The organism is Streptomyces sp. NPDC097617 (assembly GCF_044761485.1).
Classification (GTDB): domain Bacteria; phylum Actinomycetota; class Actinomycetes; order Streptomycetales; family Streptomycetaceae; genus Streptomyces.
Genome location: NZ_JBIWCL010000012.1, coordinates 189137 through 215102 on the forward strand (window position 1 = coordinate 189137; position 25966 = coordinate 215102).

The 25966-nt window shown below is 71.6% G+C and carries 22 protein-coding genes and 1 pseudogene; 15 read left to right on the forward strand and 8 right to left on the reverse strand.

All coding sequences use genetic code 11. The annotated features are described in order from the left end of the window. Positions 1 to 17: 17 nt before the first annotated feature. The 11 genes from ACIQZO_RS20990 (at position 18) to ACIQZO_RS21040 (ending at position 11744) form a co-directional block, all read left to right on the forward strand. Entirely contained in the window at positions 18 to 830 is an 813-nt protein-coding gene (locus ACIQZO_RS20990) for a TetR family transcriptional regulator (RefSeq protein WP_403628108.1), read from the forward strand. A gap of 425 nt (positions 831 to 1255) precedes the next feature. After that, on the forward strand, positions 1256 to 2593 hold the full coding sequence (ccrA, locus tag ACIQZO_RS20995; RefSeq protein ID WP_403628110.1) for a crotonyl-CoA carboxylase/reductase: 1338 nt from the start codon (positions 1256 to 1258) through the stop codon (positions 2591 to 2593). A gap of 66 nt (positions 2594 to 2659) precedes the next feature. Further along, positions 2660 to 4741, forward strand: a complete 2082-nt coding sequence (locus tag ACIQZO_RS21000; protein WP_403628112.1) for a protein meaA — start codon at positions 2660 to 2662, stop codon at positions 4739 to 4741. Beyond that, entirely contained in the window at positions 4738 to 5712 is a 975-nt protein-coding gene (locus ACIQZO_RS21005; protein WP_403628114.1) for an HpcH/HpaI aldolase/citrate lyase family protein, read from the forward strand. Before ACIQZO_RS21000 ends, ACIQZO_RS21005 begins: the two co-directional genes overlap by 4 nt. A gap of 5 nt (positions 5713 to 5717) precedes the next feature. Beyond that, the gene (locus tag ACIQZO_RS21010; RefSeq protein WP_112450492.1) at positions 5718 to 6230 is read left to right on the forward strand and encodes a MaoC family dehydratase; all 513 of its coding nucleotides are present in this window, start codon (positions 5718 to 5720) and stop codon (positions 6228 to 6230) included. Between the two features lie 2 nt (positions 6231 to 6232). After that, positions 6233 to 7438: an acyl-CoA dehydrogenase family protein gene (locus ACIQZO_RS21015; protein ID WP_403628116.1), complete on the forward strand. Its 1206-nt coding sequence runs from the start codon at positions 6233 to 6235 to the stop codon at positions 7436 to 7438. A gap of 186 nt (positions 7439 to 7624) precedes the next feature. Then, positions 7625 to 8281: a phosphatidylserine decarboxylase gene (locus ACIQZO_RS21020; protein WP_030010161.1), complete on the forward strand. Its 657-nt coding sequence runs from the start codon at positions 7625 to 7627 to the stop codon at positions 8279 to 8281. After that, a complete protein-coding gene (pssA, locus tag ACIQZO_RS21025; protein ID WP_403628118.1) occupies positions 8268 to 9128 on the forward strand; it encodes a CDP-diacylglycerol--serine O-phosphatidyltransferase in 861 nt (286 codons plus the stop codon). The genes ACIQZO_RS21020 and pssA overlap by 14 nt, the downstream gene beginning before the upstream one ends. 154 nt (positions 9129 to 9282) lie before the next feature. After that, on the forward strand, positions 9283 to 10767 hold the full coding sequence (locus ACIQZO_RS21030; RefSeq protein WP_403628120.1) for an AlkA N-terminal domain-containing protein: 1485 nt from the start codon (positions 9283 to 9285) through the stop codon (positions 10765 to 10767). A gap of 12 nt (positions 10768 to 10779) precedes the next feature. Continuing rightward, positions 10780 to 11289, forward strand: coding sequence for a methylated-DNA--[protein]-cysteine S-methyltransferase (locus tag ACIQZO_RS21035; protein WP_403628122.1), 510 nt, complete (start codon positions 10780 to 10782; stop codon positions 11287 to 11289). Positions 11290 to 11357: 68 nt separating this feature from the next. Next, positions 11358 to 11744 carry an SHOCT domain-containing protein gene (locus tag ACIQZO_RS21040; protein ID WP_403628124.1) on the forward strand — a complete coding sequence of 129 codons (387 nt, stop codon included), beginning with the start codon at positions 11358 to 11360 and terminating at the stop codon, positions 11742 to 11744. A 20-nt stretch (positions 11745 to 11764) separates the two neighbouring features. Here the strand turns inward: ACIQZO_RS21040 and ACIQZO_RS21045 are convergent, their stop codons facing one another. The 3 genes and pseudogenes from ACIQZO_RS21045 to ACIQZO_RS21055 all read right to left on the reverse strand — a co-directional run bounded on the left by ACIQZO_RS21045 (position 11765) and on the right by ACIQZO_RS21055 (position 13765). Continuing rightward, entirely contained in the window at positions 11765 to 12193 is a 429-nt protein-coding gene (locus ACIQZO_RS21045; protein WP_403628126.1) for a hypothetical protein, read from the reverse strand. A gap of 48 nt (positions 12194 to 12241) precedes the next feature. Beyond that, positions 12242 to 12742, reverse strand: a complete 501-nt coding sequence (locus tag ACIQZO_RS21050; RefSeq protein ID WP_403628128.1) for an NUDIX domain-containing protein — start codon at positions 12740 to 12742, stop codon at positions 12242 to 12244. A gap of 18 nt (positions 12743 to 12760) precedes the next feature. Next, positions 12761 to 13765 (reverse strand): annotated as a pseudogene (locus ACIQZO_RS21055) (BCCT family transporter). Positions 13766 to 13908: 143 nt separating this feature from the next. Between ACIQZO_RS21055 and ACIQZO_RS21060 the strand changes: the two are divergent. Further along, the gene (locus tag ACIQZO_RS21060; RefSeq protein ID WP_403628129.1) at positions 13909 to 15057 is read left to right on the forward strand and encodes a glycerate kinase; all 1149 of its coding nucleotides are present in this window, start codon (positions 13909 to 13911) and stop codon (positions 15055 to 15057) included. 165 nt (positions 15058 to 15222) lie between these two features. On the opposite strand, the gene ACIQZO_RS21065 is transcribed toward ACIQZO_RS21060, so the two are convergent. Then, positions 15223 to 15801 (reverse strand): cysteine hydrolase family protein, encoded by a 579-nt coding sequence (locus tag ACIQZO_RS21065; protein ID WP_403628131.1) that lies wholly within the window; start codon positions 15799 to 15801, stop codon positions 15223 to 15225. Between the two features lie 120 nt (positions 15802 to 15921). Here ACIQZO_RS21065 and ACIQZO_RS21070 point away from each other — a divergent pair, with 120 nt between their 5' ends. Further along, positions 15922 to 16929 (forward strand): GlxA family transcriptional regulator, encoded by a 1008-nt coding sequence (locus ACIQZO_RS21070; protein WP_403628133.1) that lies wholly within the window; start codon positions 15922 to 15924, stop codon positions 16927 to 16929. Next, positions 16926 to 19733, forward strand: coding sequence for a SpoIIE family protein phosphatase (locus ACIQZO_RS21075; RefSeq protein WP_403628135.1), 2808 nt, complete (start codon positions 16926 to 16928; stop codon positions 19731 to 19733). The genes ACIQZO_RS21070 and ACIQZO_RS21075 overlap by 4 nt, the downstream gene beginning before the upstream one ends. 39 nt (positions 19734 to 19772) lie before the next feature. Here the strand turns inward: ACIQZO_RS21075 and ACIQZO_RS21080 are convergent, their stop codons facing one another. From ACIQZO_RS21080 to ACIQZO_RS21095, 4 genes are all read right to left on the reverse strand, one after another. After that, positions 19773 to 21839, reverse strand: coding sequence for a SpoIIE family protein phosphatase (locus ACIQZO_RS21080; protein WP_403628137.1), 2067 nt, complete (start codon positions 21837 to 21839; stop codon positions 19773 to 19775). An 81-nt stretch (positions 21840 to 21920) separates the two neighbouring features. Further along, complete coding sequence (locus ACIQZO_RS21085) at positions 21921 to 23024, reverse strand: molybdopterin-dependent oxidoreductase (protein WP_403628139.1); 1104 nt, start codon at positions 23022 to 23024, stop codon at positions 21921 to 21923. 95 nt (positions 23025 to 23119) lie between these two features. Next, on the reverse strand, positions 23120 to 24370 hold the full coding sequence (locus tag ACIQZO_RS21090; RefSeq protein ID WP_403628141.1) for an aromatic amino acid transaminase: 1251 nt from the start codon (positions 24368 to 24370) through the stop codon (positions 23120 to 23122). Then, complete coding sequence (locus tag ACIQZO_RS21095) at positions 24363 to 25340, reverse strand: DMT family transporter (protein WP_403628143.1); 978 nt, start codon at positions 25338 to 25340, stop codon at positions 24363 to 24365. The genes ACIQZO_RS21090 and ACIQZO_RS21095 overlap by 8 nt, the downstream gene beginning before the upstream one ends. A gap of 135 nt (positions 25341 to 25475) precedes the next feature. Between ACIQZO_RS21095 and ACIQZO_RS21100 the strand changes: the two genes are divergently transcribed. Beyond that, complete coding sequence (locus ACIQZO_RS21100; RefSeq protein WP_383201232.1) at positions 25476 to 25961, forward strand: Lrp/AsnC family transcriptional regulator; 486 nt, start codon at positions 25476 to 25478, stop codon at positions 25959 to 25961. Positions 25962 to 25966: the final 5 nt, after the last annotated feature.

The window sequence follows — 25966 nt, forward strand, 5'->3', positions numbered from 1 at the left end:
TGAAGTACTTTCGCTCTATGTCCCAGCCCGCCAAGACCTCGCCCCACGCCGCCACGGCCTCCGACACCCCGGAGAGTCCGGCCGGCACCAAGGCGGCCGCGCAGCGGCTCAAGATGCGCCGCGAGCTCGCCGCCGCGGCCATGGAGCTCTTCGCGACCAAGGGGTACGAGGCGACGACGGTCGACGAGATCGCCGCGACCGCCGGAGTGGCGCGCCGGACCTTCTTCCGGCACTTCCGGTCCAAGGAAGAGGCGATCTTCCCCGACCACGACGACACCCTGACCCGCGCCGAGGCCGTCCTGGACGTGGCCCCGGCGCACGAGCACCCGCTCGACACGGTGTGCCGCGGGATCAAGGAAGTCATGAAGATGTACGCCGCCTCGCCCGCGGTGTCGGTGGAGCGCTACCGGCTGACCCGCGAGGTGCCGGCGCTGCGGGAGCGGGAGATCGCTTCGGTGGCCCGCTACGAGCGGCTGTTCACGCGCTACCTGCTCGCCCACTTCGACGAGCAGGACCACCACGACGGCAACGACGATCCGCTGCTGGCCGAGGTGGCCGCCTCGGCGGTGGTCACCGCCCACAACCACGTGCTGCGGCGCTGGCTGCGCGCGGGCGGCCAGGGGGACGTGGAGGCGCAGCTGGACCACGCCTTCTCGATCGTACGGAAGACCTTCGGTTCGGGCATCGGCGCGGGCCGCACCCTGGGCACGGCGCCGGCCGCGCCGGCGGCCGTCCGCACGCAGGGCGAGGTGCTGGTGGCGGTGGCCCGTACCGACGCCCCGCTGGACGAGGTCATGCGGACCATCGAAGAGGCACTGCGCGCCAAGTAGTCGAAGCAGTCGCACCCCCGGCCACCGCTGGGGGTGCTCCCGGTCACAGTGGCCGCTCCCGTTCCGGGGGCGGCCGCTTTCGTTTGTCCGGCTTGCCCCTACTCGCGGGTAACTCTGATCGATCATCGCTCATCCGTGCAGGTCAATCGGCAAATGAGAGAAAGTTTTGGCACGCGGTGCCTTGCCGGGTGACACGGGGTGCCATACGTTGAAGTTGTCCGGATGTCCCCGCGACCCACGCCCACACGGCACGGAACGCGCCCCGGATTGCCTGCGTCACCAGGCACCGCACGCCTCACCACGGGCGTCGCACCGCACCACAGCGAGCACCATCGCACCAGCCGGACCGACGGCACACCGCACCCGCACCACGCACCCCCGTTTACCTCAGCGCACCCTCATCAGCGCTAGCCGGAGGCTCTACCGTGAAGGACATCCTGGACGCGATTCAGTCGCAGTCCGCCACCGCCGCAGACTTCGCGGCCCTGCCGCTGCCCGACTCGTACCGCGCGATCACCGTGCACAAGGACGAGGCGGAAATGTTCGCGGGGCTGACGACACGCGAGAAGGACCCGCGCAAGTCCCTCCACCTGGACAACGTCCCGGTGCCGGAGCTGGGCCCGGGCGAGGCCCTGGTCGCCGTCATGGCCTCCTCGGTCAACTACAACTCCGTGTGGACCTCGATCTTCGAGCCGGTGTCCACCTTCAGCTTCCTGGAGCGCTACGGGCGCCTGTCGGAGCTCACCAAGCGCCACGACCTGCCGTACCACATCATCGGCTCCGACCTCGCGGGCGTCGTGCTGCGCACCGGCCCCGGCGTCAACGCCTGGAAGCCGGGCGACGAGGTCGTCGCCCACTGCCTCTCCGTCGAGCTGGAGTCCTCGGACGGCCACAACGACACGATGCTCGACCCCGAGCAGCGCATCTGGGGCTTCGAGACCAACTTCGGCGGCCTGGCGGAGATCGCCCTCGTCAAGTCGAACCAGCTGATGCCCAAGCCCGACCACCTCAGCTGGGAGGAGGCCGCCTCCCCCGGCCTGGTCAACTCCACCGCCTACCGCCAGCTGGTCTCCCGCAACGGCGCCGGCATGAAGCAGGGCGACAACGTCCTGATCTGGGGCGCCAGCGGCGGCCTCGGCTCGTACGCGACCCAGTTCGCGCTCGCCGGCGGCGCCAACCCGATCTGCGTGGTCTCCAGCCCCGAGAAGGCCGAGATCTGCCGGGCCATGGGCGCCGACGCGGTCATCGACCGCAACGCCGAGGGCTACAAGTTCTGGAAGGACGAGCACACCCAGGACCCGAAGGAGTGGAAGCGCTTCGGCAAGCGCATCCGCGAGCTGACCGGCGGCGAGGACGTGGACATCGTCTTCGAGCACCCGGGCCGCGAGACCTTCGGCGCGAGCGTCTACGTCACCCGCAAGGGCGGCACGATCGTCACCTGCGCCTCGACCTCGGGCTACAACCACGAGTACGACAACCGCTACCTGTGGATGTCCCTCAAGAAGATCGTCGGCTCGCACTTCGCGAACTACCGCGAGGCGTGGGAGGCGAACCGCCTGGTCGCCAAGGGCAAGATCCACCCCACCCTGTCGAAGGTCTACTCCCTGGAGGACACCGGGCAGGCCGCCTACGACGTCCACCGCAACCTCCACCAGGGCAAGGTCGGCGTCCTCGCGCTGGCCCCCGAGGAGGGCCTGGGCGTGCGCGACCACGAGCTGCGTGCGACGCACCTCGACGCGATCAACCGGTTCCGCAACGCGTGAGCGGGCGGACCCACCAGCACAGCCGAAACGTCTGAGATCGTTCAAAGGCCTAAGGGACAGCCTGAGATGACAGAGCGCCAGAAGGACCGTCCGTGGCTCATGCGGACGTACGCCGGCCACTCCACGGCCGAGGCGTCCAACGAGCTGTACCGCCGCAACCTCGCCAAGGGCCAGACGGGTCTGTCGGTCGCCTTCGACCTGCCGACCCAGACCGGATACGACCCCGACCACATCCTCGCCCGCGGCGAGGTGGGCCGGGTCGGGGTCCCGGTCTCCCACCTGGGCGACATGCGCCGGCTGTTCCAGGACATACCCCTGGAGCAGATGAACACCTCGATGACGATCAACGCCACCGCCATGTGGCTGCTGGCGCTCTACCAGGTGGCCGCCGAGGAGCAGGGCGCGGACATCGCCCAGCTCCAGGGCACCACCCAGAACGACATCGTCAAGGAGTACCTCTCGCGCGGGACGCACGTCTTCCCGCCGGGGCCGTCCCTGCGGCTGACGACGGACATGATCGCTTACACGGTCAACCACATCCCCAAGTGGAACCCGATCAACATCTGCTCGTACCACCTCCAGGAGGCCGGGGCCACCCCGGTCCAGGAGATCTCGTACGCGATGTCCACGGCGATCGCGGTCCTCGACTCGGTGCGCGACTCGGGCCAGGTGCCCGAGGAGCGCTTCGGCGAGGTCGTCGCCCGGATCTCCTTCTTCGTGAACGCGGGCGTCCGCTTCATCGAGGAGATGTGCAAGATGCGCGCCTTCGGCCGCATCTGGGACAAGGTCACCCAGGAGCGTTACGGCATCGAGAACGCGAAGCAGCGTCGCTTCCGTTACGGCGTCCAGGTCAACTCCCTGGGGCTGACCGAGGCGCAGCCGGAGAACAACGTCCAGCGCATCGTGCTGGAGATGCTCGCGGTCACCCTCTCCAAGGACGCCCGCGCCCGCGCCGTGCAGTTGCCCGCCTGGAACGAGGCGCTGGGCCTGCCCCGGCCCTGGGACCAGCAGTGGTCGCTGCGCATCCAGCAGGTCCTGGCGCTGGAGAGCGACCTGCTGGAGTACGAGGACATCTTCGCCGGATCCCACGTCATCGAGGCCAAAGTCGACTCCCTGGTCGCCGACTGCCTGGCCGAGATCGACCGGATCCAGGAGATGGGCGGCGCCATGGCGGCCGTCGAGTCCGGGTACCTGAAGTCCGAGCTGGTCTCCTCGCACGCCGAACGGCGGGCGCGGATCGAGGCCGGCGAGGACAAGATCGTCGGTGTCAACTGCTTCCAGCAGACCGAGGAGAACCCGCTCACGGCCGACCTGGACGGCGCCATCATGACGGTCGACAGCGCCGTGGAGGCGCTGACCGTGGAGCGCATCGGCCGCTGGCGCGCCGAGCGCCAGGAGTCCTCGGACCGCCAGGGGAACGGCGACCCGTTCGTCTTCCCCACCACCCAGCAGGCGCTGGAGCGCCTCAAGGAGGCCGCGGCGGGCACCGAGAACCTGATGGAGGCCACGCTGGAGTGCGCCCGCGCCGGTGTCACCACCGGCGAGTGGTCCAGTGCCCTGCGCGAGGTGTTCGGCGAGTTCCGCGCCCCGACGGGGGTCTCCTCGGCCCCCGTGGCCGTCACCGCCGAGCCCGGCACGCCGATGCACGAGGTCCGCGCGAAGGTGTCCCGTACGGCCGACGAGCTCGGCGCGGGCCGGCTGCGCCTGCTGGTCGGCAAGCCCGGCCTGGACGGGCACTCCAACGGCGCCGAGCAGATCGCCGTCCGGGCCCGCGACGCCGGCTTCGAGGTGGTCTACCAGGGCATCAGGCTGACGCCGGAGGAGATCTCCTCCGCGGCGCTGGCCGAGGACGTGCACTGCGTGGGACTGTCCATCCTGTCCGGCTCGCACTGCGCTCTGGTCCCGGACGTCCTGGAACGGCTGCGTACGGCGGGGGCGGGTGACATCCCCGTCATCGTCGGAGGCATCATTCCGAACGCCGATGCCGTCACGCTCAAGGCTGCGGGTGTCGCCGCCGTCTTCACGCCGAAGGACTTCGGCATCACGGAGATCATCGGCCGTATCGTCGACGAGATCCGCAAGGCCAACAAGCTCGCCCCCCTCGACATCGACAACGCACTCGTTGCAAGCACGGAGGTCCCCGCATGACCACGCCAGTCCACCCGGTGAACCGCCTTCGCCCGCGTCGCTCCTGTCTCGCGGTGCCCGGATCGAACCCCCGGTTCCTGGAGAAGGCCCAGGGCCTGCCGGCCGACCAGGTCTTCCTGGACCTGGAGGACGCCTGCGCGCCGCTCGCCAAGGAAGGCGCCCGCCACACGATCGTGGACGCGCTGAACAACGGCGACTGGACCGGCAAGACCCGCGTCGTGCGCGTCAACGACTGGACCACCCACTGGACCTACCGTGACGTCGTCACGGTGGTCGAGGGCGCGGGCCAGAACCTCGACTGCATCATGCTGCCGAAGGTCCAGGACGCCCAGCAGGTCGTGGCGCTGGACCTGCTGCTGACCCAGATCGAGAAGACCATGGGCTTCGAGGTCGGCAAGATCGGCATCGAGGCACAGATCGAGAACGCCAAGGGCCTGGTGAACGTCGACGAGATCGCCGCCGCCTCGCCGCGGCTGGAGACCATCATCTTCGGCCCGGCCGACTTCATGGCCTCGATCAACATGAAGTCCCTGGTCGTGGGCATGCAGCCGCCCGGCTACCCGGCGGACGCCTACCACTACATCCTGATGCGGATCCTGATGGCGGCCCGCATGCACAACCTCCAGGCGATCGACGGCCCCTTCCTCCAGATCCGCGACGTGGACGCCTACCGCGAGGTGGCCGGCCGGGCCGCCGCGCTGGGCTTCGACGGCAAGTGGGTGCTGCACCCCGGCCAGGTCGACGCGGCCAACGAGGTCTTCTCCCCCTCCCAGGAGGACTACGACCACGCCGAACTGATCCTCGACGCGTACGACTGGTGCACCTCGGAGGCCGGCGGCAAGAAGGGCTCCGCGATGCTCGGCGACGAGATGATCGACGAGGCCAGCCGCAAGATGGCCCTGGTCATCGCGGGCAAGGGCCGGGCCGGCGGTATGGAGCGCACGACGAAGTTCGAAATCCCGGAGGCCTGAGCACCATGCAGTTCGGACGCACGTACGAAGAGTTCGAGGTCGGGGCGGTCTACAAGCACTGGCCCGGAAAAACGGTCACCGAGTACGACGACCATCTCTTCTGTCTGCTGACCATGAATCACCACCCGCTCCACATGGACAGCAATTACGCCGAGAACACCACCGACTTCGGCAAGAACGTGGTCGTGGGCAACTACATCTACTCGCTGCTGCTCGGCATGTCCGTGCCGGACGTCTCCGGGAAGGCCATCGCCAACCTGGAGATCGAGTCCCTGCGGCACGTGGCGCCGACCTTCCACGGCGACACCCTCTACGGCGAGACCACGGTCCTCGACAAGACCCCGTCGAAGTCGAAGAACGACCGCGGGATCGTCTACGTGGAGACCAAGGGCTACAAGCAGGACGGCACCCTCGTCTGCGTCTTCCGGCGCAAGGTGATGGTTCCGACCGAGACGTACATCAAGGAGCGCGGCGGCGAGCAGCCCGGCCGCCCCACGCTGAAGGAACAGGGGAAGTAGCCATGGCCCGACTCGCCCAGACCGCCGGGCTGACCGACGTCCAGCGGGAGATCCTCAAGACCGTCCGGGAGTTCGTCGACAAGGAGATCATCCCGGTCGCGACCGAGCTCGAGCACCGCGACGAGTACCCGCAGCAGATCGTCGACGGCCTCAAGGAACTCGGCCTCTTCGGCCTGATGATCCCGGAGGAGTACGGCGGCCTGGGTGAGTCGCTCCTCACCTACGCCCTGTGCGTCGAGGAGATCGCCCGCGGCTGGATGTCCGTCTCGGGCATCATCAACACCCACTTCATCGTGGCGTACATGATCAAGCAGCACGGCACGCAGGAACAGAAGGACCACTTCCTCCCGCGCATGGCCCTGGGCGAGGTGCGCGGCGCGTTCTCGATGTCCGAGCCGGCGCTGGGCTCCGATGTGTCGGCCATCTCGTCCAAGGCGGTGAAGGACGGCGAGGAGTACGTCCTGAACGGCCAGAAGATGTGGCTGACGAACGGCGGCAGCTCCACCCTGGTGGCCGTTCTGGTGCGAAGTGACGAAGGACACCCGGAGGGCACGGCGCCCCACAAGTCGATGACGACCTTCCTCGTGGAGAAGGAGCCGGGCTTCGGTGAGGTGCGTCCGGGCCTGACCATCCCCGGCAAGATCGACAAGATGGGCTACAAGGGCGTCGACACGACCGAGCTCATCATGGACGGACTGCGCATTCCGGCCAATCGGGTCCTCGGCGGCCAGACCGGCCGAGGGTTTTACCAAATGATGGACGGGGTCGAGGTCGGCCGCGTCAACGTGGCGGCCCGTGGCTGCGGCGTCGCTCAGCGTGCTTTCGAACTGGGTGTCTCTTATGCCCAGCAACGTCATACTTTCGGCAAGCCGATCGCCGAGCACCAGGCGATTCAGTTCAAGCTGGCCGAGATGGCTACCAAGGTCGAGGCCGCCCATGCGATGATGGTCAATGCGGCACGCAAAAAGGACTCCGGGGAACGAAACGACCTCGAAGCAGGGATGGCGAAGTACCTCGCCTCCGAGTACTGCAAGGAGGTCGTGGAGGACGCCTTCCGCATCCACGGCGGATACGGATTCTCGAAGGAGTACGAGATCGAGCGTCTCTACCGGGAGGCCCCGATGCTGCTGATCGGCGAGGGTACCGCCGAGATCCAGAAAATGATCATCGGGCGACGCCTGCTCGAGGAGTATCGACTCCAGGGCTGAAAGTCCCTTTTGCGGCGAATCGTCCATGGGTTCGTTGCGAAAGGATCACTGGCAGTAACTGGCTGACGGTCATCGACTCGGCTTCTGGCTTGCCCAGTTGTTGCGTGCAACCGATAGCATTCCAGTAAAGCCGCCGTCCCGTCCCCCTGTTTGCGGCGCGGCAATCACCCGCTACGAAGGTCATCCATGCCCCACAGCCAAACCTCTGCACCTCGCGACAGCCTCCTTGGCGTACGCCTCGCGCGCGGAGCATCGCCGTGGCTTCTGCCGACCGTCGCCACCGCGGCGCTCAGCCTCACCCGGGCCCGCAAGTCCGGACGCTGGGCCGCGGCGGCCGTGCCCGCCACCGCGCTCGCCGCGGGCATGCTGTGGTTCTTCCGCGACCCCGAGCGCGAGATCGCTCAGGGCCGTGTCATCTCGCCCGCCGACGGTGTGGTGCAGAGCATCATGCCGTGGAAGGACGGACGGACCCGGGTCGCGATCTTCATGAGCCCGCTGAACGTCCACGTCAACCGCGCGCCCCTCGCGGGCACGGTGACGTCCGTGGAGCACATCCCCGGCGGATTCGTCCCGGCGTTCAACAAGGAGAGCGAGAACAACGAGCGCGTTGTCTGGCACTTCGACACCGAACTCGGTGACATCGAGATGGTGCAGATCGCCGGCGCCGTCGCCCGTCGCATCGTCCCTTACCTGCCGGCCGGCACCAAGGTGGAGCAGGGCGAACGCATCGGTCTGATCCGCTTCGGCTCCCGCGTCGACATCTACCTCCCCGAGGGCGTCGAGGTCGCGGTCGAGGTCGGTCAGGCCACCACCGCGGGGGTGACACGAATTGACCGTGACTGACCCTGAGACTCCGGCCGCGGGCTGGGTTCCCGAACCTGCCGGGGAGGAGTCCGCCGAGGACGACATGCCGCTCTCGCTGCGGCTGTCGATAGCGGACACCCTCACGCTCGGCAACGCGACGTGCGGATTCATGGCGGTGTACTTCACCACCACCGGAATCCTCATTCCGCACCTCACCGGCGGTGGCGAATCGGGCATGGCCCGTAACAGCGCCGCGACGGCGGTGATACTGATGCTGCTCGCCGCGGTCTTCGACCTCTTCGACGGGATCGTGGCCCGCAAGCTGCGCAGCTCTCCGATGGGTGCCGAGCTCGACAACCTGTCCGACCTGATCAGCTTCGGCCTGGCTCCGGCCTACTTCGTGCTCGTCTACGGCATGGTCGCCGTCGACGCGCACCAGAAGATGTCGGCGCTGGCCGCGATCGTCGTGCTGCTCGCGGTGGTGCTCAGACTCGCGAGATTCAGCTGCGTGACGATGAAGGACGGCATGTTCCAGGGCATGCCGAGCCCCTTCGGCGCGCTGACGGTCGTCTCGATCGTGCTGCTGGAGCTGCCGTTCGTCCCGACGCTGCTGGCGATCATCGGGGTGGCCTGGCTGATGGTGAGCCGGGTCGAGTACCCCAAGCCGCGGGGCGTCCTCGCGGTGGCGATGCTCTGCTGGATCATCAGCGCGATGGGGCTGCTGGCGGCCTGGGCGTTCGACGCCCCCGGCGGTCAGCTGCTGCTCCAGGCGGGCTGCGCCCTGCAGATCGCGATGGCGGCGACGATTCCGCTGTTCGCGACGACCCGCAAGGCCAATACCTTCCGGCACAACCGCCGTGAGGCCCGCGCCGCGACGCTGCGCTAGCTGTACCAGGAGAAGCCCCCGGATGCCGTTGGCATCCGGGGGCTTCTCGCTTCCCGGGGCCCGGGGCGACGAACGCGACCGACCCGCAGTCGGCGCTAGGCTTGATGTCGGAAAACCGCCAGCCGGCGGTACGGCGACACCGGATCCTAGAGCCATGCACACCGATACCGAGCGCTGCGTAAGGGCCGTGCAGTCGAAGGACGCCCGCTTCGACGGCTGGTTCTTCACCGCCGTCCTGACCACCCGGATCTACTGCCGGCCCAGCTGCCCCGCGGTGCCTCCCAAGGTCGAGAACATGACCTTCCTGCCCAGCGCCGCCGCCTGCCAGCAGGCCGGGTTCCGGGCCTGCAAGCGGTGCCGGCCCGATACGAGTCCCGGTTCGCCCGAGTGGAACGCCCGCGCCGACGCCGTCGCGCGTGCGATGCGGCTGATCCAGGACGGGGTCGTGGACCGCGAGGGCGTGCCGGGGCTGGCCACCCGGCTCGGCTACTCCGCCCGCCAGGTGGAGCGGCAGCTGAACGCCGAGCTGGGGGCCGGTCCGCTCGCCCTGGCCCGGGCCCAGCGCGCCCAGACCGCCCGGGTGCTGATCGAGACCTCCGAGCTCCCGATGGGCGATGTGGCCTTCGCCGCCGGGTTCTCCTCCATCCGGACCTTCAACGACACGGTCCGCGAGGTCTTCGCCCTGTCCCCGAGCGAGCTGCGCGAGCGGGCCGTCAAGGCCGGCCGCGGCAGGAACGCCCCGCCCCGGATCCCCGGGACGATCAGCCTGCGGCTGCCGTTCCGGGCCCCGCTGAACCCCGACAACCTCTTCGGGCACCTCGCCGCGACCGCCGTCCCCGGCGTCGAGGAGTGGCGGGGCGGCGCCTACCGCCGCACGCTGCGCCTGCCGTACGGCACCGGCGTGGTGGCGCTGACCCCGCAACCCGACCACATCGGCTGCCGGCTCGCCCTGACCGACCTGCGCGACCTCACCATCGCCATCAGCCGCTGCCGCTGGATGCTCGACCTGGACGCCGATCCCGAGGCCGTCGACGAGCAGCTGCGCTCCGATCCGCTGCTGGCCCCTCTCGTGGACAAGGCCCCCGGGCGCCGGGTGCCCCGTACGGTCGACGCGGCGGAGTTCGCCGTACGGGCGGTGCTGGGCCAGCAGGTGTCCACCGCGGCGGCGCGCACGCACGCGGCCCGCCTGGTCACCGCGTACGGCGAGCCCGTCGAGGACCCGCTGGGCGGGCTGACCCACCTCTTCCCCTCCCCGCAGGCGCTCGCCGGGCTGGATCCGGAGTCCCTGGCCCTGCCGCGCAGCCGGCGCGCCACCCTCATGACCCTGGTGGCCGCGCTCGCCGACGGCTCCCTGCCGCTCGGCTTCGACAGCGACTGGGAAGCGGCGCGGGCGCAGCTCTCGGCGCTGCCCGGCTTCGGCCCGTGGACCACCGAGGTGATCGCGATGCGGGCGCTCGGCGACCCCGATGCCTTCCTGCCGTCCGATCTGGGGGTCCGGCGGGCGGCTCAGGGGCTCGGGCTGCCGTCCACCCCCTCGGCGCTGACCGCCAGGGCGGCCGGCTGGCGGCCCTGGCGTGCGTACGCCGTCCAGTACCTGTGGGCCACGGACGCCCACCCGATCAACCACCTGCCCGTCTGAGGAGCACCAGCGATGCCTACCACCACGAACGCCACCCAGCGGCACACCCTCGTCGAGAGCCCCTACGGCCCGCTGACGCTGGTCGCCACGGACGGGGTCCTGAGCGGCCTCTACATGACCGGGCAGCGGCACCGGCCCGCCGAGGAGTCCTTCGGGGAGCGGGTGGCCGCCGAGGAGGCACCCTTCCCCGAAGTGGTGCGGCAGCTGAGCGCGTACTTCGCCGGGGAGCTCACCGCGTTCGATCTTCCGCTGCGCCTGGAGGGCACTGATTTCCAGCGCAGCGTCTGGGACCAGCTCGTACGGATCCCGTACGGCGAGACGTGGTCCTACGGGGAGCTCGCGGCCAGGCTCGGCAAGCCCAACGCCTCGCGCGCGGTGGGCCTGGCGAACGGGAAGAACCCGGTCGGAATCATCGTCCCCTGCCACCGGGTGATCGGCGCGTCGGGCGGCATGACCGGCTACGGCGGCGGGGTCGACCGCAAGGTGCGCCTGCTCGCCTTCGAGTCCGGTGAGGGGGCCTGAGCGCTCCGCGTGCGGACCTCATGAAGCGGTTGTATCAATGAGATACCGCTACATGATCGGAGTCCGGCATGGACGACTATCCGCTTCTCAACATCTTCTGGACGATGCTGTACCTGTTCCTGTGGATCATGTGGTTCTTCCTGCTCTTCAAGATCATCACGGATATCTTCCGTGACCACAGCCTCGGCGGCTGGGGGAAGGCCGGCTGGCTGATCTTCGTACTCCTGCTGCCCTTCCTGGGCGTGTTCGTCTACCTCATCGCCCGGGGCAGGAGCATGGGCGAGCGGGACGTGAAGCAGGTCCAGGAGAACGAGGCCGCCTTCCGGGAGTACGTCCAGAAGACGGCGAGCTCCGGCGGCAGCGCGGACGAGCTGCACAAGCTCTCCGCGCTCAAGGACAAGGGCGACATCACGCAGGAGGAGTTCGACCGCGCCAAGGCCAAGCTGCTGGCCTGACCGCGCGGGGGCCGGACCGGTCAGACCACGAGGAGCGGGACCAGCAGGGCGAACGCGGCGCCCGCCTCCACCGCGTAGCTGTACAGCGAGGGGTGCTGGACCGGGGCGGCGAGCAGGACGACGCTCTGCTGGGTGGCGGCGGCCGCCACCCAGTCGCCGTCCGCGCCGAGGTTGCCCTGGTACCAGCCCTCGCAGGAGCCGGGTCCGGTGACGGCGAGCAGGTCGTCCTCGCGGCGGTAGAAGGCCTGCCAGCCGGCGGCGGGCACGGACCAGCCCTCGAAGTCGGTGAACTGGACCCAGCCGCCCTCGCGTATCGCGGTGTCGAACAGCCAGACCGGGGTCCCCTCCGCAGTGACTTCACCACCGGCCTGCTGGTCGGTGGTGAAGTGCACCATGGGAAGGGCGTCGGGCCCGTCGGCCGTGCTGGGCCAGGCGTACATCGTGATCATCTGCTGATTCTGTCCTGGTCGAAGTAAGCCCGGTGTTATCCGCGTCGTCTACGGGGCGACCGGGCGGCGGCCGTTCTCGAGTTCGGCGGTGCCCTCGCCCGACCGCATGACCCGGTACGCCTCCTGGATGCGCGGGCCGAGCGATCCGAGCAGGTAGGAGGCGAGTTCGCCGGGTTCGGCCAACCGCCAGGAGAGCAGCTCGTCCTCCTGGAGCTTGATCGAGGCGAGCTGGGCCTCGTCGAGCACGCCGCCGTCGTAGACGTACGCGACCAGCGGCGGGCGACCGCTGCCCAGCACCCAGTCGACGGCGAGCAGGCGGCCGAGGGGGAGGTCGAGGCCGATCTCCTCGGCGCTCTCGCGGCGGGCCGCGGTGCGCGGCGACTCGCCCTGGTCCGACTCGATGGTGCCGCCCGGCAGGGCCCAGCCCTCGCGGTAGTTCGGCTCGACGAGCAGGACCCGGCCCTCGACGTCCCGGTAGAGGGCGGCGGCACCGGCCAGCACCCGGGGCAGGCTCGCGATGTACGTGGCGTAGTCATCCGTGGTGGTCACGCGGCCACCCTACCGACGTCAGGTCGCGGTGGCGCCGGGCCCGTCCTCGTGGTCCCGCCCCCTGGACTCCGCGGCGCGCCGCAGCCGCATGTGGCGGGCCGTCCCCTGTTCGGTGATGGCGTCGCCGACCATGGCCCGGACCGCGTCGCGCATCCCGTGCAGGGCGTGGTGGCGGGTGGGGCCGGCGCCGGGGTCCGTGCGGAGTTCCTTCACCAGGGCCCAGCAGAGCAGCAGCATGACGACGACGAAGGGCAGTGCGACCAGGATGGTGGCCGTCTGAAGCGACTTCAGGCCGCCCGCGACGAGCAGGACGGCGGCGACGGCGGCCATCAGCACGCCCCAGGTGACGACGAGCCAGGTGGGCGGGTTGAGGGAGCCGCGGCTGGTGAGCGAGCCCATCACCAGGGGGAAGCCGAGTCGGCGCTGGTGACGAAGTAGGTCATGACCAGGACCATGGCGACCCACGAGGTGACCGTGGAGAGCGGCAGGGCGTCCAGCATCGCGAACGATGCCGTAGATCGCCCAGGGGGTGAGGGTCCAGTGGAAGAAGGGGTACTCCATGGCCTCGAGGGCGGCGGCGCCGGTGCCGGGGGCCGCCCCGGAGGCCGGGGGCGGCGCCGGGTAGTGGGTGAGCGGCTCGCCCACCCCGTAGAACACCAGGCCGATGCCCATGCCGGCGCTGAACATCATCGCGATCCACGCGAGGTTGGTGAACTCCGGCTCGGAGTCGTCGGCGCCGAGGCGGATCCGGCCGAACCGGCTGATGGCGAGCACGACGCACATGACGAGGAAGACGTCGGCGGCGATCACGAACAGCCAGGCGAAGTTGCCCAGCACCCAGGAGAGCGCGGTGCCCGACGCGGTGTCGAAGGAGTCCTTGCCCAGGGCCGCCCAGGCGACGACGGCGAACACGGCGAGCACACCCACGGTGACGACGACGTGGTCGGGGGCGCCGTCCGCCGGACCGTCGGATCCCCCTCCGGGAGGGTCCGGAGGTGACTGTTCCAGTGATTCCGCGCTCATGCGGCCACACTATGCAGGCGTATATCACTCTTTAGGGGCATGGCGCGCCGGGTGTGGCCCAGGCCACTCATGGGCGTAGGAGGATCCTCCGGATAAGCTCATGGGGGCGCGACTGCACTGTTCGATAGCAAGGGAATAGCAAGGTGACGGACGGAGCAGTAACTGAGGCCGCGCGCGTGCTCATCGCCGCGGACAAATTCAAGGGTTCGCTCACGGCCGTTCAGGTCGCGGAGCGGGTCACGGCAGGCCTGCGCAGGGCCGTACCGGACGTGGAGATCGAGACCCTCCCCGTCGCGGACGGCGGCGACGGAACGGTCGCGGCAGCCGTGGCAGCCGGCTTCGAGCGCCGGGAGGTACGGGTCACCGGGCCCCTCGGCGACCAGGTCACGGCCGCCTTCGCGCTGCGCGAGGGCACCGCGGTGGTCGAGATGGCGGAGGCCTCCGGCCTCCAGCTGCTGCCGGCGGGGACCTTCGCCGCACTGACGGCGACCACGTACGGCTCGGGCGAACTCCTCAAGGCCGCGCTGGACGCGGGCGCGCGATCGATCGTCTTCGGCGTGGGCGGCAGCGCCACCACCGACGGCGGCGCCGGCATGCTGGCCGCGCTCGGCGCGGTGTTCCTGGATGCGAACGGCGAACCGGTCGGTCCGGGCGGCGGCGCACTGGCCGACCTGGCCTCGGCCGACCTGTCCGGCGTCGACCCGCGGTTCGCCGAGGTGGACTTCGTCCTCGCGAGCGACGTGGACAACCCGCTGACCGGCCCGAAGGGCTGCGCCGCTGTCTACGGCCCGCAGAAGGGCGCCTCGCCCGAGGACGTGGCGACGCTCGACGCGGCGCTGGCCCACTTCGCGGTGGTACTGGAGAAGTCGATCGGCGCGAAGGCCGCCGGGTGCGCGGTGCTCCCGGGTGCCGGCGGCGCGGGCGGCATCGGCTACGGGGCCCTGCTGCTCGGTGCGACGTTCCGTCCCGGCATCGAGCTGATGCTGGAGGTACTGGGCTTCGCCCCCGCGCTGGAGCGGGCCACGCTCGTCATCACCGGTGAGGGCTCCCTCGACGAGCAGACCCTGCACGGCAAAGCCCCGGCGGGCGTCGCGGCCGCGGCGCGCGCGGCGGGCAAGCCCGTGGTGGCGGTCTGCGGCCGGCTGCTGCTGACCCAGGAGGCCCTCGAGGGGGCCGGGATCCGCAAGGCGTACCCGCTCACGGACCTGGAGCCCGACCCGGCCAAGTCCATCCCGAACGCGGGCCCCCTGCTGGAGCAGGTGGCCGCCAACGTCGCCGCCGACATTCTCTGAACCGGCCGCCGTCTTTTTGGCCTCGGCGGCGTTTGGCGCGGGGTCCGGGCGGAGCCCCCGGGAAACCCGGCTCCGCCGGGCACCGGGCTCCGCCCGGACCCGCTCCTCAAACGCCGGAGGGGCTGAATTCGGCGCGGGCACGGCCGTGGAATTGCCCGGACAGGGCTATGACAGGAGGTCGGCCGTGTTGACCACGCGGGCGAAGCCGCCGCCCTGGAGGTTGACCGCCGTGGCGGTGACGAGCTCGTCCGCCGTCAGGGAGAGCCCCGCCGGACCCTCGAGGTCGAAGGTGTGGGTGGCGTCGAACGGGACGAGCACGTCGTACCCCAGGTTCCCCGCCATCCGGGCGGTGGTCTCGACGCACATGTTGGTCTGGATGCCGACCACCACCAGCTGACCGATACCCCGCTCCCGCAGCCATTCGGCCAGGTCCGGGGTGCCGTAGAAGGCGGAGTTCACGGTCTTGGTGACCACCAGGGCGCCGTTGCTCCGCTTCTCGACCAGGTCCTTGAAGGCGTGGCCGGGACGGTCGGCGGCGAGGACGGAGCCCGGCTGCACGGACGTGTGCTGCACCAGGACGACCGGCCGGCCGGCCGCCTGCCAGTCGTCCATCAGGGCCGCGATGTTCTCCTCCGCCGCCGGGTTGTTGCGGGGCCCCCAGAAGGACTCCTCGTCGAAGCCCTTCTGTACGTCGATGACCAGCAGGGCACTGTCGGGGGCGATCTCGATCGCGGTCGTTGTCATGGCTCCATGCTGTCCGCGGGGGCGCGGGCCCGACAGCGGCCGCAGGGTCCGGTACCGATGGGATCCTGCCAGGCTGGCAGTAGTTCCCCCCGGCAGTAGGGCCCCTGGCAGACTGACGGGATGCGCCGTGTCGCCATCGTCGTCCAGCCCGGTATCCGCAGCTTCGACCTCGCTGTCATCACCGAGGTCTGGGGCCCCGACCGCAGCCGCGCCGGGGTGCCCGGCTTCGAGCTGCGCCGGTGCGCGGCGGAGCCCGGTCCGATCCCGCTGCCCGGCGGGCTGACCCTGGAACCGGACCGGGGGCTGGACTGGCTGGCCACGGCGGACCTGGTCGTCGTACCGGCCCTGGACGAACCGGCCGATCCGACGCCCGAGCCGGTCCTCGACGCCCTGCGCGAGGCGCACGCCCGGGGCGTGCCGGTCGCCGCCCTGTGCGCCGGGGCGTTCATCCTGGCCGAAGCGGGCCTGCTGGAGGGCCGACGGGCGGTGACCCACTGGTGGCTGGCCCCGCAGCTCGCGGCCCGCTATCCGGGGATCCTGGTCGAGGAGGCCCCGCTCTATGTCGAGGACGGCGGGCTGTGGACCTCCGCCGGGGTGGCCTCCGGGATCGACCTGTGCCTGCACCTGGTCCGGGAGGCGCACGGCGCCGAGGCCGCCGCCGCCGTCGCCCGCTCCATGGTGACGGGCCCCTTCCGCACCGGGGACCACGCCCAGTATCTGGACCGGCCCGTCCCGGCCGCGGACCGCACCGCCGAGGCGCTGGCCACCGTACGGTCCCGCGCCCTGCGCTCACTGCACGAGCCGCTGTCCGTGGCCACCATGGCGGGCTGGGCCGGGATGTCCCCGCGCTCCTTCGCCCGGCACTTCGCGGCCGCCACCGGCACCACCCCGCACCGGTGGCTGCTGCGCCACCGGCTGGACGCCGCCCGCAAGCTGCTGGAACGCACCGACCATCCCGTGCCGGAGGTGGCCCGGCGGGCCGGTTTCGCGAGCGAGGTCACCTTCCGCCAGCACTTCACCGCGCACGTCGGTCTCGGCCCTCGGGCGTACCGTGCGGCCTCCTGCGTACCGGTAGCCGCACCGGCGGCCACACCAAACCCTCCGGACAGTGTTAGAAATGGCTCATGACCGGACGTTTTGGTCGCCAGCCGACCGGGTGGGGCTCGCGCCTGCTCGCACGCCCGTCCCGGTGGGCCCACAGCGTCGCCGGTCAGGTCTTCGCCCTCCAGGCGGTGATCGTGGTCCTGCTGATCGCCGCCGGAGCGGTGGCCCTGGTACTGCAGGCCCAGTTCGACAGCCAGCGCGATGCCCGCCACCGCTCGCTGGCGGCGGCCGAGGCCTTCTCGCACTCCCCCGGTCTCGCATCGGCGCTGATCGCCGCGGATCCGACCGCCGTGCTCCAGCCGCTGGCCGAGGCCGCCCGCCGCGACTCGGGCGTCGACTTCATCGCCGTGATGACCACCGACGGCATCCGCTACACCGACTCGCAGCCCGAGCTGATCGGCCGGCGGGCCACCGGTGACCTCAGCCGCGCCGTCGCCGGTCACGCCTTCACCGAGACGTTCACGGGCGAACCGAGCGACGCCGTCCGGGCCGTCGTCCCGGTGTTCAACGCGGACGGCGTGGTCGTCGGACTGGTCGGCACCGGCATACAGATCGAGAACGTCTCCGAGGTCGTCGAGGGCCAGCTCCCTCTCCTGCTGGGCGCGGCCGCGGGCGCCCTGCTGCTCGGCACCGGCGGCGCCGCCCTGGTCAGCCGTCGGCTGCGGCGCCAGACCCGCGGCCTGGGCGCCGCGGAGATGAGCCGGATCAACGAGCACCATGAGGCCGTCCTGCACGCCGTGCGCGAGGGCGTGGTCATCGTCGGCGCCGACCAGCGGCTCGTGCTGGCCAACGACGAGGCCCGCCGGCTCCTCGCGCTGCCGGACGAGGCCGAGGGCCGGCACGTCGCCGACCTGGGCCTCGACCCGCGCACCGCCGAGCTGCTCTCCTCCGGCCTGGTCGTGACGGACCACGTGCACCTGGCGGGCGACCGGCTGCTCGCCGTCAACGTGCGGCCCACCGCGAAGTACAAGGGCATGTCGACGGGCAGCGTCGTGACCCTGCGCGACTCCACCGAGCTCGCCGCGCTCTCCGGCCGCGCCGAGGTGGCCCGCAGCCGCCTCCAGCTGCTGTACGACGCCGGCGTGCGGATCGGTACGACCCTCGACGTGGTGCGGACCGCCGAGGAGCTGTCGGAAGTCGCCGTCCCGCGGTTCGCGGACTTCGTCACGGTGGAGCTGCTGGAGCCGGTGCTGAACGGCGACGAGCCCTCGCCGGCCGGTGGCGTCTACACGGAGATGCGCCGGGCGGCCATCACCGGCATCCGCGCGGACTCCCCGCTCCAGCCGGTCGGCGACATCATCCGCTTCGTCGTGCCGACGGCCCCGATGGCGGCGGCCCTGAACGCCGGGCACGCGGTGCTCGCGGCCGATCTGGAGGCGGCCATGGGCTGGCGGGCCCAGGACGCCCAGGGCACCCGGGTGGCCCTGGACTACGGGCTGCACTCGCTGATCTCCGTACCGCTGCGGGCCCGGGGCGTGGTGCTGGGCATGGCCAACTTCTGGCGGGCCGACACCCCGGACGCCTTCGACGAGGAGGATCGGTCCTTCGCCGCCGAACTGGGTGCGCGCGCGGCCGTCTCCATCGACAACGCCCGCCGCTTCACCCGCGAGCACGCGATGGCCGTGACCCTCCAGCGCAGCCTCCTGCCCCGGGTGCTGCCCGCCCAGAACGCCGTGGACGTCGCCTTCCGCTACCTGCCCGCGAAGGCGGGGGTGGGCGGGGACTGGTTCGACGTGATCCCGCTGCCGGGCGGCCGGGTGGCGCTGGTCGTCGGCGACGTCGTCGGACACGGGGTGCACGCCGCGGCCACCATGGGCCGGCTGCGGACCGCGGTGCACAACTTCTCCACCCTGGACCTGCCGCCCGACGAGCTGCTGGGACATCTCGACGAGCTGATCAACCGGATCGACCAGAACGAGACCGGGATCGCGATCGCGGGCGTCGACGGGGACACGGCGGACGCCGAGGCCCCGGACGGGGTGGCCGAGTCCGCCGGGGTCACCGGTGCCACCTGCCTCTACGCGGTCTACGACCCGGTCTCCGGGCGGTGCCAGATGGCCAGCGCCGGCCACCCCGGACCCGCGCTGATCCGCCCCGGCCGGGACGTCGAGTTCCCCGAGCTGCCGGCCGGACTGCCGCTCGGCGTCGGCGGAATGCCCTTCGAGGCGGCCGCGTTCACGCTCCCCGAGGGGAGCCGGCTGGTGCTGTTCACCGACGGCCTGGTGGAGGACCGCAACCGCGACTTCGACGCCGGACTGCGCCTGCTGGGCGAGACCCTCGCACGGCCCGGCCGCAGCCCCGACCAGACCTGCGCGGACGTGCTCGCCGAGATGCTGTTCCCGGTGCCGAGCGACGACATCGCCCTGCTGGTCGCCGACACCCGGCGGCTGGAGGCCGACCGGATCGCCGAGTGGGAGGTGCCCGGCGAGCCCTCGGCCGTCTCGCGCGTACGCAACGCGGGCGCCGCCCAGCTCGCCGCGTGGGGGCTGGAGGAGATCTCCTTCACCACGGAGCTGATCCTCAGCGAGCTGATCACCAACGCCATCCGGTACGGGAGCGCGCCCGTGCGGGTGCGCCTGCTGCGCGACCGCAGCCTGATCTGCGAGGTCTCCGACGGCAGCAGCACCTCACCGCACCTGCGGTACGCGGCCACCACCGACGAGGGCGGGCGCGGACTGTTCCTCGTCGCCCAGTACGCCGACCGGTGGGGCACCCGCTACACCGAACGCGGCAAGGTCATCTGGGCCGAGCTGCCGCTGACCGCGGGACCCGAGCCGCAGGAGGCGGACCCGCTGGACCTGGACGCCCTGGAGGACCTGGCCTGGTGAACCGCGGGGCCGCGGCCCCGCGGTCGGGGGGCTCGGGCTTCAGGCCTGCCGGGTACGGGCCAGCAGCACCGCCACGTCGTCCTGCGGGGCGGTGGGCAGCAGCAGCCGAAGGATGCCGTCGCACAGCTCCTCCAACGGCCGCTCCACCTGCCGCAGGGCCCCCGCCAGCTGCTCCATGCCCTCGTCGAGGTCGCGGTCCCTGGCTTCGATGAGGCCGTCGGTGTAGAGCACGAGGAGGCTCCCCGGGGGCAGCCGCACCTCCTCGGTGCGGAAGTCCCGCCCGCCCGCGCCCAGCGGGGTCCCGGGCGGGCCGTCGAGGAAGGTGATGTTCCCGTCGGGGCGGACCACGGCGGGCGGCGGGTGGCCGGCGCGGGCGATCGCACAGACCCCGGACGTCGCGTCGTGGACGGCGTACACGCAGGTGGCCATCTCGTCCTCGCCGAGGTCGGCCACGACGGCGTCGAGGGAGCGCAGCAACTGCGCCGGCGGTACGCCGTGGCGCGCGAGGGTCCGTACGGCCGTGCGCAGCTGCCCCATGACGGCGGCCGCGTGCACCCCGTGGCCCATGACGTCCCCGATGACCAGACCGGTCCGGCCGCCGGGCAGCGGGATGGCGTCGAACCAGTCCCCGCCGACGTCGTGGTCGCTGGCGGGCAGGTAGCGCCCGGTGAGTTCGAGGCCGGGGACCTCGGGCAGGGCGCTGTTGGTGAGGCTGCGCTGGAGGGTCAGGGCGGCCTGGCGCTGGAGGGTGTACATCCGGGCGTTGTCGATGTTGAGGGCCGCGCGGGCGACCAGCTCGTCGGCGAGGACGCAGTCCTCCTCGTCGAAGGGCTCCCGCTCGCGCGTGCGCGTCACGGCGACCGCGCCGAGCACCGTGCCGCGGGCGACCAGCGGGATCAGCCGGGCCGAGCCCAGGGTGGCGAGGTAGCCGCGCAGGGCCTCGGCACGCGGTGAGGTGATCAGTGCCGGGATGTCGCAGAGGTAGAGGTTCATGGGCCGCCCCTCGGTGATGACCTGCTCGTAGGTCGTGCCCATGGGGATCTGGAAGGTCTGGCCGGGGGCGAGTTTCGCGGTGGGGGCGGCCGGGTCGGGGAACCGGGCCGCCAGGCGGCGCAGCACACCGCGGGTGGAGGCCGCGGGGACCGGGCCCTCGTCGGGGCCCAGGACCGCTTCGAGGAGCTGGACGTCGGCCGAGTCCGCGAGCTGCGGCACCAGCACGTCCACGATCTCCTGGGCGGTCTGGTGGAGGTCCAGGGTGGTGCCGATGCGGGTGCCCGCCTCCGCGAGCAGGGCGAAGCGGTGCCGGGCCCGTTCGGCGTCGGCCTGGGCCTGCTGGCCCTCGGTGATGTCGATGAGCGAGGCGATCACGCCGAGGGCCCGGCCGGAGCCGTCCAGCAGCGGCGCGTAGGAGCAGGACCAGGTCCGGTCGTTGTCCGGGTCGGCGGGGGTGCGGCCGGTGCGGCGGACGTCGACGACGGCGGTGCCCCGTTCGAGGACCTGCCGCATCGTCGCCTCCAGGGCGAGGGCGTTCACCCCGGGGACCACCTCGGTGAGCCGTTTGCCGAGGTGCTCGGCGGCGGAGACGCCGTTCATCCGGGCCAGGGCGTCGTTGACCCGGAGGAAGCGCAGGTCGGTGCCGAGGGTGGCGAGGCCTATGGGCGACTGGGTGAAGAGGCTCTGGAGGGCGGCGAGCGAGTCGCGCATGTGGAGCACCTCGGAGGTCTCCACGGCGATGAGCATGGCCCCCATCCGGCCCCGCGGGTCGACGGCGGGGACGATCCACATCTCCATCGGCACCCGGTGGCCGTCGCGGTGGCGCACGGGGAGGGTGCCGACGACGGTCTCGCCGGACTGGACGCGCCGGGTCAGCTGGTCGGCGAGCTCGCGGTTGGCCTCGGGGACCAGCACGGCGGCGCCGGGCCGCCCGATGATGTCCTCGGGGCGGTGCCCGAGCAGGTCCTGGGCGGCCAGCGACCACTCGACGATGCACCCGTCGGCGTCCTCCCGCCACAGGGCGATCGGCAGCAGCTCGCGGAGCACGCCCGCGTACCCGACAGCCGCGGCCGGCTGCTCGGGTACCTCGCTCGTCGACTGGTAAGTGTCCAACGCACCGACCTCACCCCGGGGGGCCTGATTCCTACCGATTCACCCTATCCGAGGCGTGGGCGCGGGGCTCTGTGTCCGCCGCTACACGACCACCACCTCAACGCCGGCCACCGGGTTGCAGCCGTATCCGCGGGCGTTCCACGGGGCGTGCGGGGGCTGTGTCTCGCCGCGTGCGTCGGTGGCCCGGGACACCAGCCGGTACGGTCCGGGCCGCCGCGGTGTCCACCGGTACGACCAGCCGCTCCAGCCGTAGGGGCCGGCGGGCGGTTCGAGGAGGGCCTCGTGCCAGCCCCACTCGCGGTGCCGGTCGTCGTCCTCGTACTCGGCCCGCACCTCGACGCGGCGCAGCGCCACCCCGCCGCCGGACCAGGCGCGGCCGCGCACGAGGGTCTCGTGGCCGCGGCGCACGGCCGTGTCGGGTTCGGGCTCGGTGATGAGCGATTTGACCCGCACGCTCGTCACGGGGCCCTCGGGGGTGCCGCGCGAGGCCAGGTAGAGGTATTCCTCGCTCTGGAAGACCCCCATGAACGGGCTGGTCACCGCCCGGGCCCCGACCAGCCACTTCACGTCGGCGACCGCATAGCGGCCGGGGACCACGAGCCGGACCGGCGCCCCGTGCTCGCGCGCGAGCGGCTCTCCGTTCATACGGGTGACGAGGAGGGTGTCGGGGTGGAGGGCCACGGCGAGCGGGAGGCTGCGCTCGAAGGGGGTCGGGCGGCCGCCCACCGGGCCGCGGTCGGCTCCGGTGAAGACGATCTCCAGCGCGGCCGGCGCGATCAGGGCGCGTGCGGCGAGGGCGCGGAAGGGCACGCCGGCGAAGTGCGCGCAGCCCACCGCCTGCTGGCTCCACGGCAGGCCCGGCGGGCGGGGCGTCATCTCGCCGCGGCCGTTGCCCGCGCACTCGACCACGACGTCGAGTTCCCGGTGCTCCATGGCGAGCAGCTCTTCGTAGCCGATGGCGAAGGGGGCGGCCGCGGCGCCGCCGACGCGCAGCCGCCAGCGGCCGGGGGCGGTGCCCGGGATGCCGAAGTGGTCGCGTACGAAGAAGGCTCCCACCGGGGTGACCGGCTCGGTCAGCGCGGCCGCGGGGGTCTGGGCGTTGTACGGGACGGCGGTGACCGTTTCGGGCGCCCAGAGCGTGGCCCCGGGCCCCGGGCCGTCTCGCGAGAGAGGCCATGCGCTCATGGCTGCCCCTTCCGTCGGGCTCGTGCGGAGCACGACGCGGATCTCCTTACAGCCTACGTCCGGGCAGGGCCGCCGTACCCGGACGCCGCCGCGGCCTACGGCAGCACGGCGGCAGGTGCGGACTGCTGCCGCGGGAGCATCCGGATCCGGTCGGCCGGCTCGGGGCCGTCGAGCACGCCCGCGATGCCCCGGGCGAGGTCGGGGATCCGGTGGGCCGGGATGCCCGCGATGTTGATGCGCCCCGAGGTGGTGCCGTAGACGGCGTACTGCCTGCGCAGCCGGAGCATCTGGTGCGAGGACAGCGGCAGCATCGAGAACATGCCCTTCTGCCGGACGAGCGAGCGGGCCTGCTCCGCGCAGCCGAGCGCGCTCAGGTGGGCGACCAGATCGGCCCGGTTGTCCATGATCCGGCCCCGCATGACGTCCAGTTCCGCCCGCCAGGCGGCGCGCAGCCCTTCGTCCTGCAGGATCGTGGTCACGACGGCCGCGCCGTGCTCGGGCGGCATCGAGTACAGGGTCCGGGCGGCGTTCTGCAGGGCCGTCTCGGCGTGCCGGACGGCCTGGCCCGAGGAGCCGATCACGAGGGCGCAGCCCACGCGGTCGCTGTAGAGGCCGAAGTTCTTCGAGCAGCTGACCGCGATCAGCATCTCCGGGACGCGGGCCGCCAGCATCCGGGTGGCCAGCAGGTCGGCCTCCAGGCCGTCGCCGAGCCCGTGGTAGGCCAGGTCGACGAAGGGCACCCAGCCGGCGCGGACGGCGGACTCGGCGAGCGCCTCCCAGTCGTCCAGCAGCGGGTCCACGCCGGTGGGGTTGTGGCAGCAGCCCTGGAGCAGGACGACATCGTCCCGCTGCGCGTCCCGCAGTTGGCTCAGCACGCCGGCCGTGTCGAAGCCGCCCTCGGCGTCGCGCCAGCCGTACGTGCGCACGCGCAGCCCGGCGGCCTCCAGGATGGGCCGGTGGTTGACGTAGGCGGGATCGCTGATCCACACCGTGGTCCCGGGGCGGGTCCGGCAGATCAGGTCGGCCAGCAGCCGCAGCGCGCCGGAGCCCGCGACGGTCTGCACGGCCGCGGCCCGGTCGGTGGGCCCGCTCGGTCCGAGGACCAGCTCCAGCAGGGAGCGGTTGAAGGCGGCGTTGCCGGAGAGCCCGCGGTACTCCTTGGAGTCGGAGCGCTCCGCCAGCCTGATCTCGGCCTCGCGCACGGCGGTCATGACGGGCGTGGTGCCCGTCTGGTCCCGGTAGACGCCGAGGACGAGGTTCAGGCGTTCGGGCCGCTCGTCGCTGCCGAACTCGTACGTCAGGTCCCACAGCGGGTCGGTGGGCGGCGGGGGAAGGAGCTCAAGCATCTGCGGGAACCTCGGGTCGGGGGCGGCGGTTGGCGAGGAAGACGCCGGCGGTGATGAGGGGCACGCCGACGAGCACGGCGAGGGTCGGTGTCTCGCCGAGCAGCGGGACGGCGAGCAGGACGACGGCGACGGGGCTGAGGCTGCCGACGACGGCGCTGCGCTCGGCGCCGAGCCGGCGGATGGCGAAGGCGTAGAGCAGGCCCGCGCACAGTCCGACGCCCAGCCCCTGCACGACGAGGAACAGCACGATGTCGCTGCCCGCGGCGTGCGCGATCCCGGTCGGCAGCACCCCGGTCAGGACCAGGGCCCCGATCACGGCGAAGGAGGGCAGGCACAGCAGTCCGATCGATCCGACGGGATCGAGGTCCACTTCGCGCAGACCCACCGTGTAGAGCGCCCACAGCCCGCTGGCCACCAGGAGCGTGCCGGCGCCCTCGAGGACGTCGGTGTCCACGGGGACCACGTAGCGCCAGACCAGGGCGACCACACCGGCCGCGATCAGCGCGAGCCCGGCCGCCTGCATGCCCCGGGGAGCGGCGTGGCCGCGGCGGATCATGATCGCAGAGACGAACAGCGGGACCATACCGGGGACGATGGAGCCGACGAAGGCGGCGGAGGTCAGGGCGCCGCCGTGCATCGCGGCCAGGAAGAAGGGCACCCCCGCACCACAGATGATCTTCACGGCGGGTCCGGGGCGCACCGCGGCGATGGCGCGACGGCGCCGCCACAGGGCGGGGAGCAGGACGACGAGGGGGACGCCGAAGCGCAGCAGGGCCGCGTCGGCGGGCAGCAGGGAGGAGCCGCTCAGGGCGCGGGCGCTGAGCGCGAAGGCCGCCCAGATCGACACGGTCACCAGCAGCGCCAGCATGCCCTCGGCCTGCGGGGAGAGCCCGCGCCGGCCGGGGTGTCCGGCCCGCGGGCCCGCCGCATCGGGAGGCGGGGTCGCCCGGGTGGTGTGCGTCGCGACCAAGGAATTGCTCCAGCCTCTGATGCACGGACCGGTCCGGTCCGTGCCAGGGCAACGCTAGGGCTTCGGCCGGGGCAGCCGATTGCCAGTTCTGCCGCTCGGACATACGTTTGGGGCAGAATCTGCCAAGGAGGGGTCATGGACGCAGTCGATCTGCAGATCATCAGGGAATTGCAGGCCGACGGGCGCCTGTCCAACCAGGACCTGGCCGACCGTGTCCGACTGTCCCCCTCCCCCTGTCTGCGCCGCGTACGACGGCTGGAGGAGGCGGGTCTGATCCGCGGCTACACGGCCATGGTCGACCAGGTCGCCTTCGGACTCCCGGTCACCGTCTTCGTGCGGATCCGCCTGGAGCGCCACACGGCGGAGGCGGTACGGCTCTTCGAGGAGCACGTCGCGGTCATCGAGCACATCCAGGACTGCTACCTGATGGCGGGCAGCAGCGACTACCTGCTCCGGGTCGTCATCGAGGACCTCGAAGCCTACGAATCCCTGGTGCGCCACCGGATCCACGCCATCCCCGGGATCGCCTCGATCGAGTCGAGCTTCGCGTTCGGCAGCGTCAAGCAGTCCCGGACCTACCCGCGGCCCGCCCCGGGCGCGGCGGGCAGGTCGCCGCGCTGACAGCA

Excerpts from the sequence above, each read along its gene's own strand:
- ACIQZO_RS20990 (WP_403628108.1), top strand. The coding sequence starts at position 18 with ATGTCCCAGCCCGCCAAGACCTCGCCCCACGCCGCCACGGCCTCCGAC.
- ACIQZO_RS21000 (WP_403628112.1), top strand. The coding sequence starts at position 2,660 with ATGACAGAGCGCCAGAAGGACCGTCCGTGGCTCATGCGGACGTACGCC.
- ACIQZO_RS21005 (WP_403628114.1), top strand. The coding sequence starts at position 4,738 with ATGACCACGCCAGTCCACCCGGTGAACCGCCTTCGCCCGCGTCGCTCC.
- ACIQZO_RS21010 (WP_112450492.1), top strand. The coding sequence starts at position 5,718 with ATGCAGTTCGGACGCACGTACGAAGAGTTCGAGGTCGGGGCGGTCTAC.
- ACIQZO_RS21015 (WP_403628116.1), top strand. The coding sequence starts at position 6,233 with ATGGCCCGACTCGCCCAGACCGCCGGGCTGACCGACGTCCAGCGGGAG.
- ACIQZO_RS21020 (WP_030010161.1), top strand. The coding sequence starts at position 7,625 with ATGCCCCACAGCCAAACCTCTGCACCTCGCGACAGCCTCCTTGGCGTA.
- ACIQZO_RS21030 (WP_403628120.1), top strand. The coding sequence starts at position 9,283 with ATGCACACCGATACCGAGCGCTGCGTAAGGGCCGTGCAGTCGAAGGAC.
- ACIQZO_RS21035 (WP_403628122.1), top strand. The coding sequence starts at position 10,780 with ATGCCTACCACCACGAACGCCACCCAGCGGCACACCCTCGTCGAGAGC.
- ACIQZO_RS21040 (WP_403628124.1), top strand. The coding sequence starts at position 11,358 with ATGGACGACTATCCGCTTCTCAACATCTTCTGGACGATGCTGTACCTG.
- ACIQZO_RS21045 (WP_403628126.1), bottom strand. The coding sequence starts at position 12,193 with ATGATCACGATGTACGCCTGGCCCAGCACGGCCGACGGGCCCGACGCC.
- ACIQZO_RS21065 (WP_403628131.1), bottom strand. The coding sequence starts at position 15,801 with ATGACAACGACCGCGATCGAGATCGCCCCCGACAGTGCCCTGCTGGTC.
- ACIQZO_RS21070 (WP_403628133.1), top strand. The coding sequence starts at position 15,922 with ATGCGCCGTGTCGCCATCGTCGTCCAGCCCGGTATCCGCAGCTTCGAC.
- ACIQZO_RS21075 (WP_403628135.1), top strand. The coding sequence starts at position 16,926 with ATGACCGGACGTTTTGGTCGCCAGCCGACCGGGTGGGGCTCGCGCCTG.
- ACIQZO_RS21085 (WP_403628139.1), bottom strand. The coding sequence starts at position 23,024 with ATGAGCGCATGGCCTCTCTCGCGAGACGGCCCGGGGCCCGGGGCCACG.
- ACIQZO_RS21090 (WP_403628141.1), bottom strand. The coding sequence starts at position 24,370 with ATGCTTGAGCTCCTTCCCCCGCCGCCCACCGACCCGCTGTGGGACCTG.
- ACIQZO_RS21100 (WP_383201232.1), top strand. The coding sequence starts at position 25,476 with ATGGACGCAGTCGATCTGCAGATCATCAGGGAATTGCAGGCCGACGGG.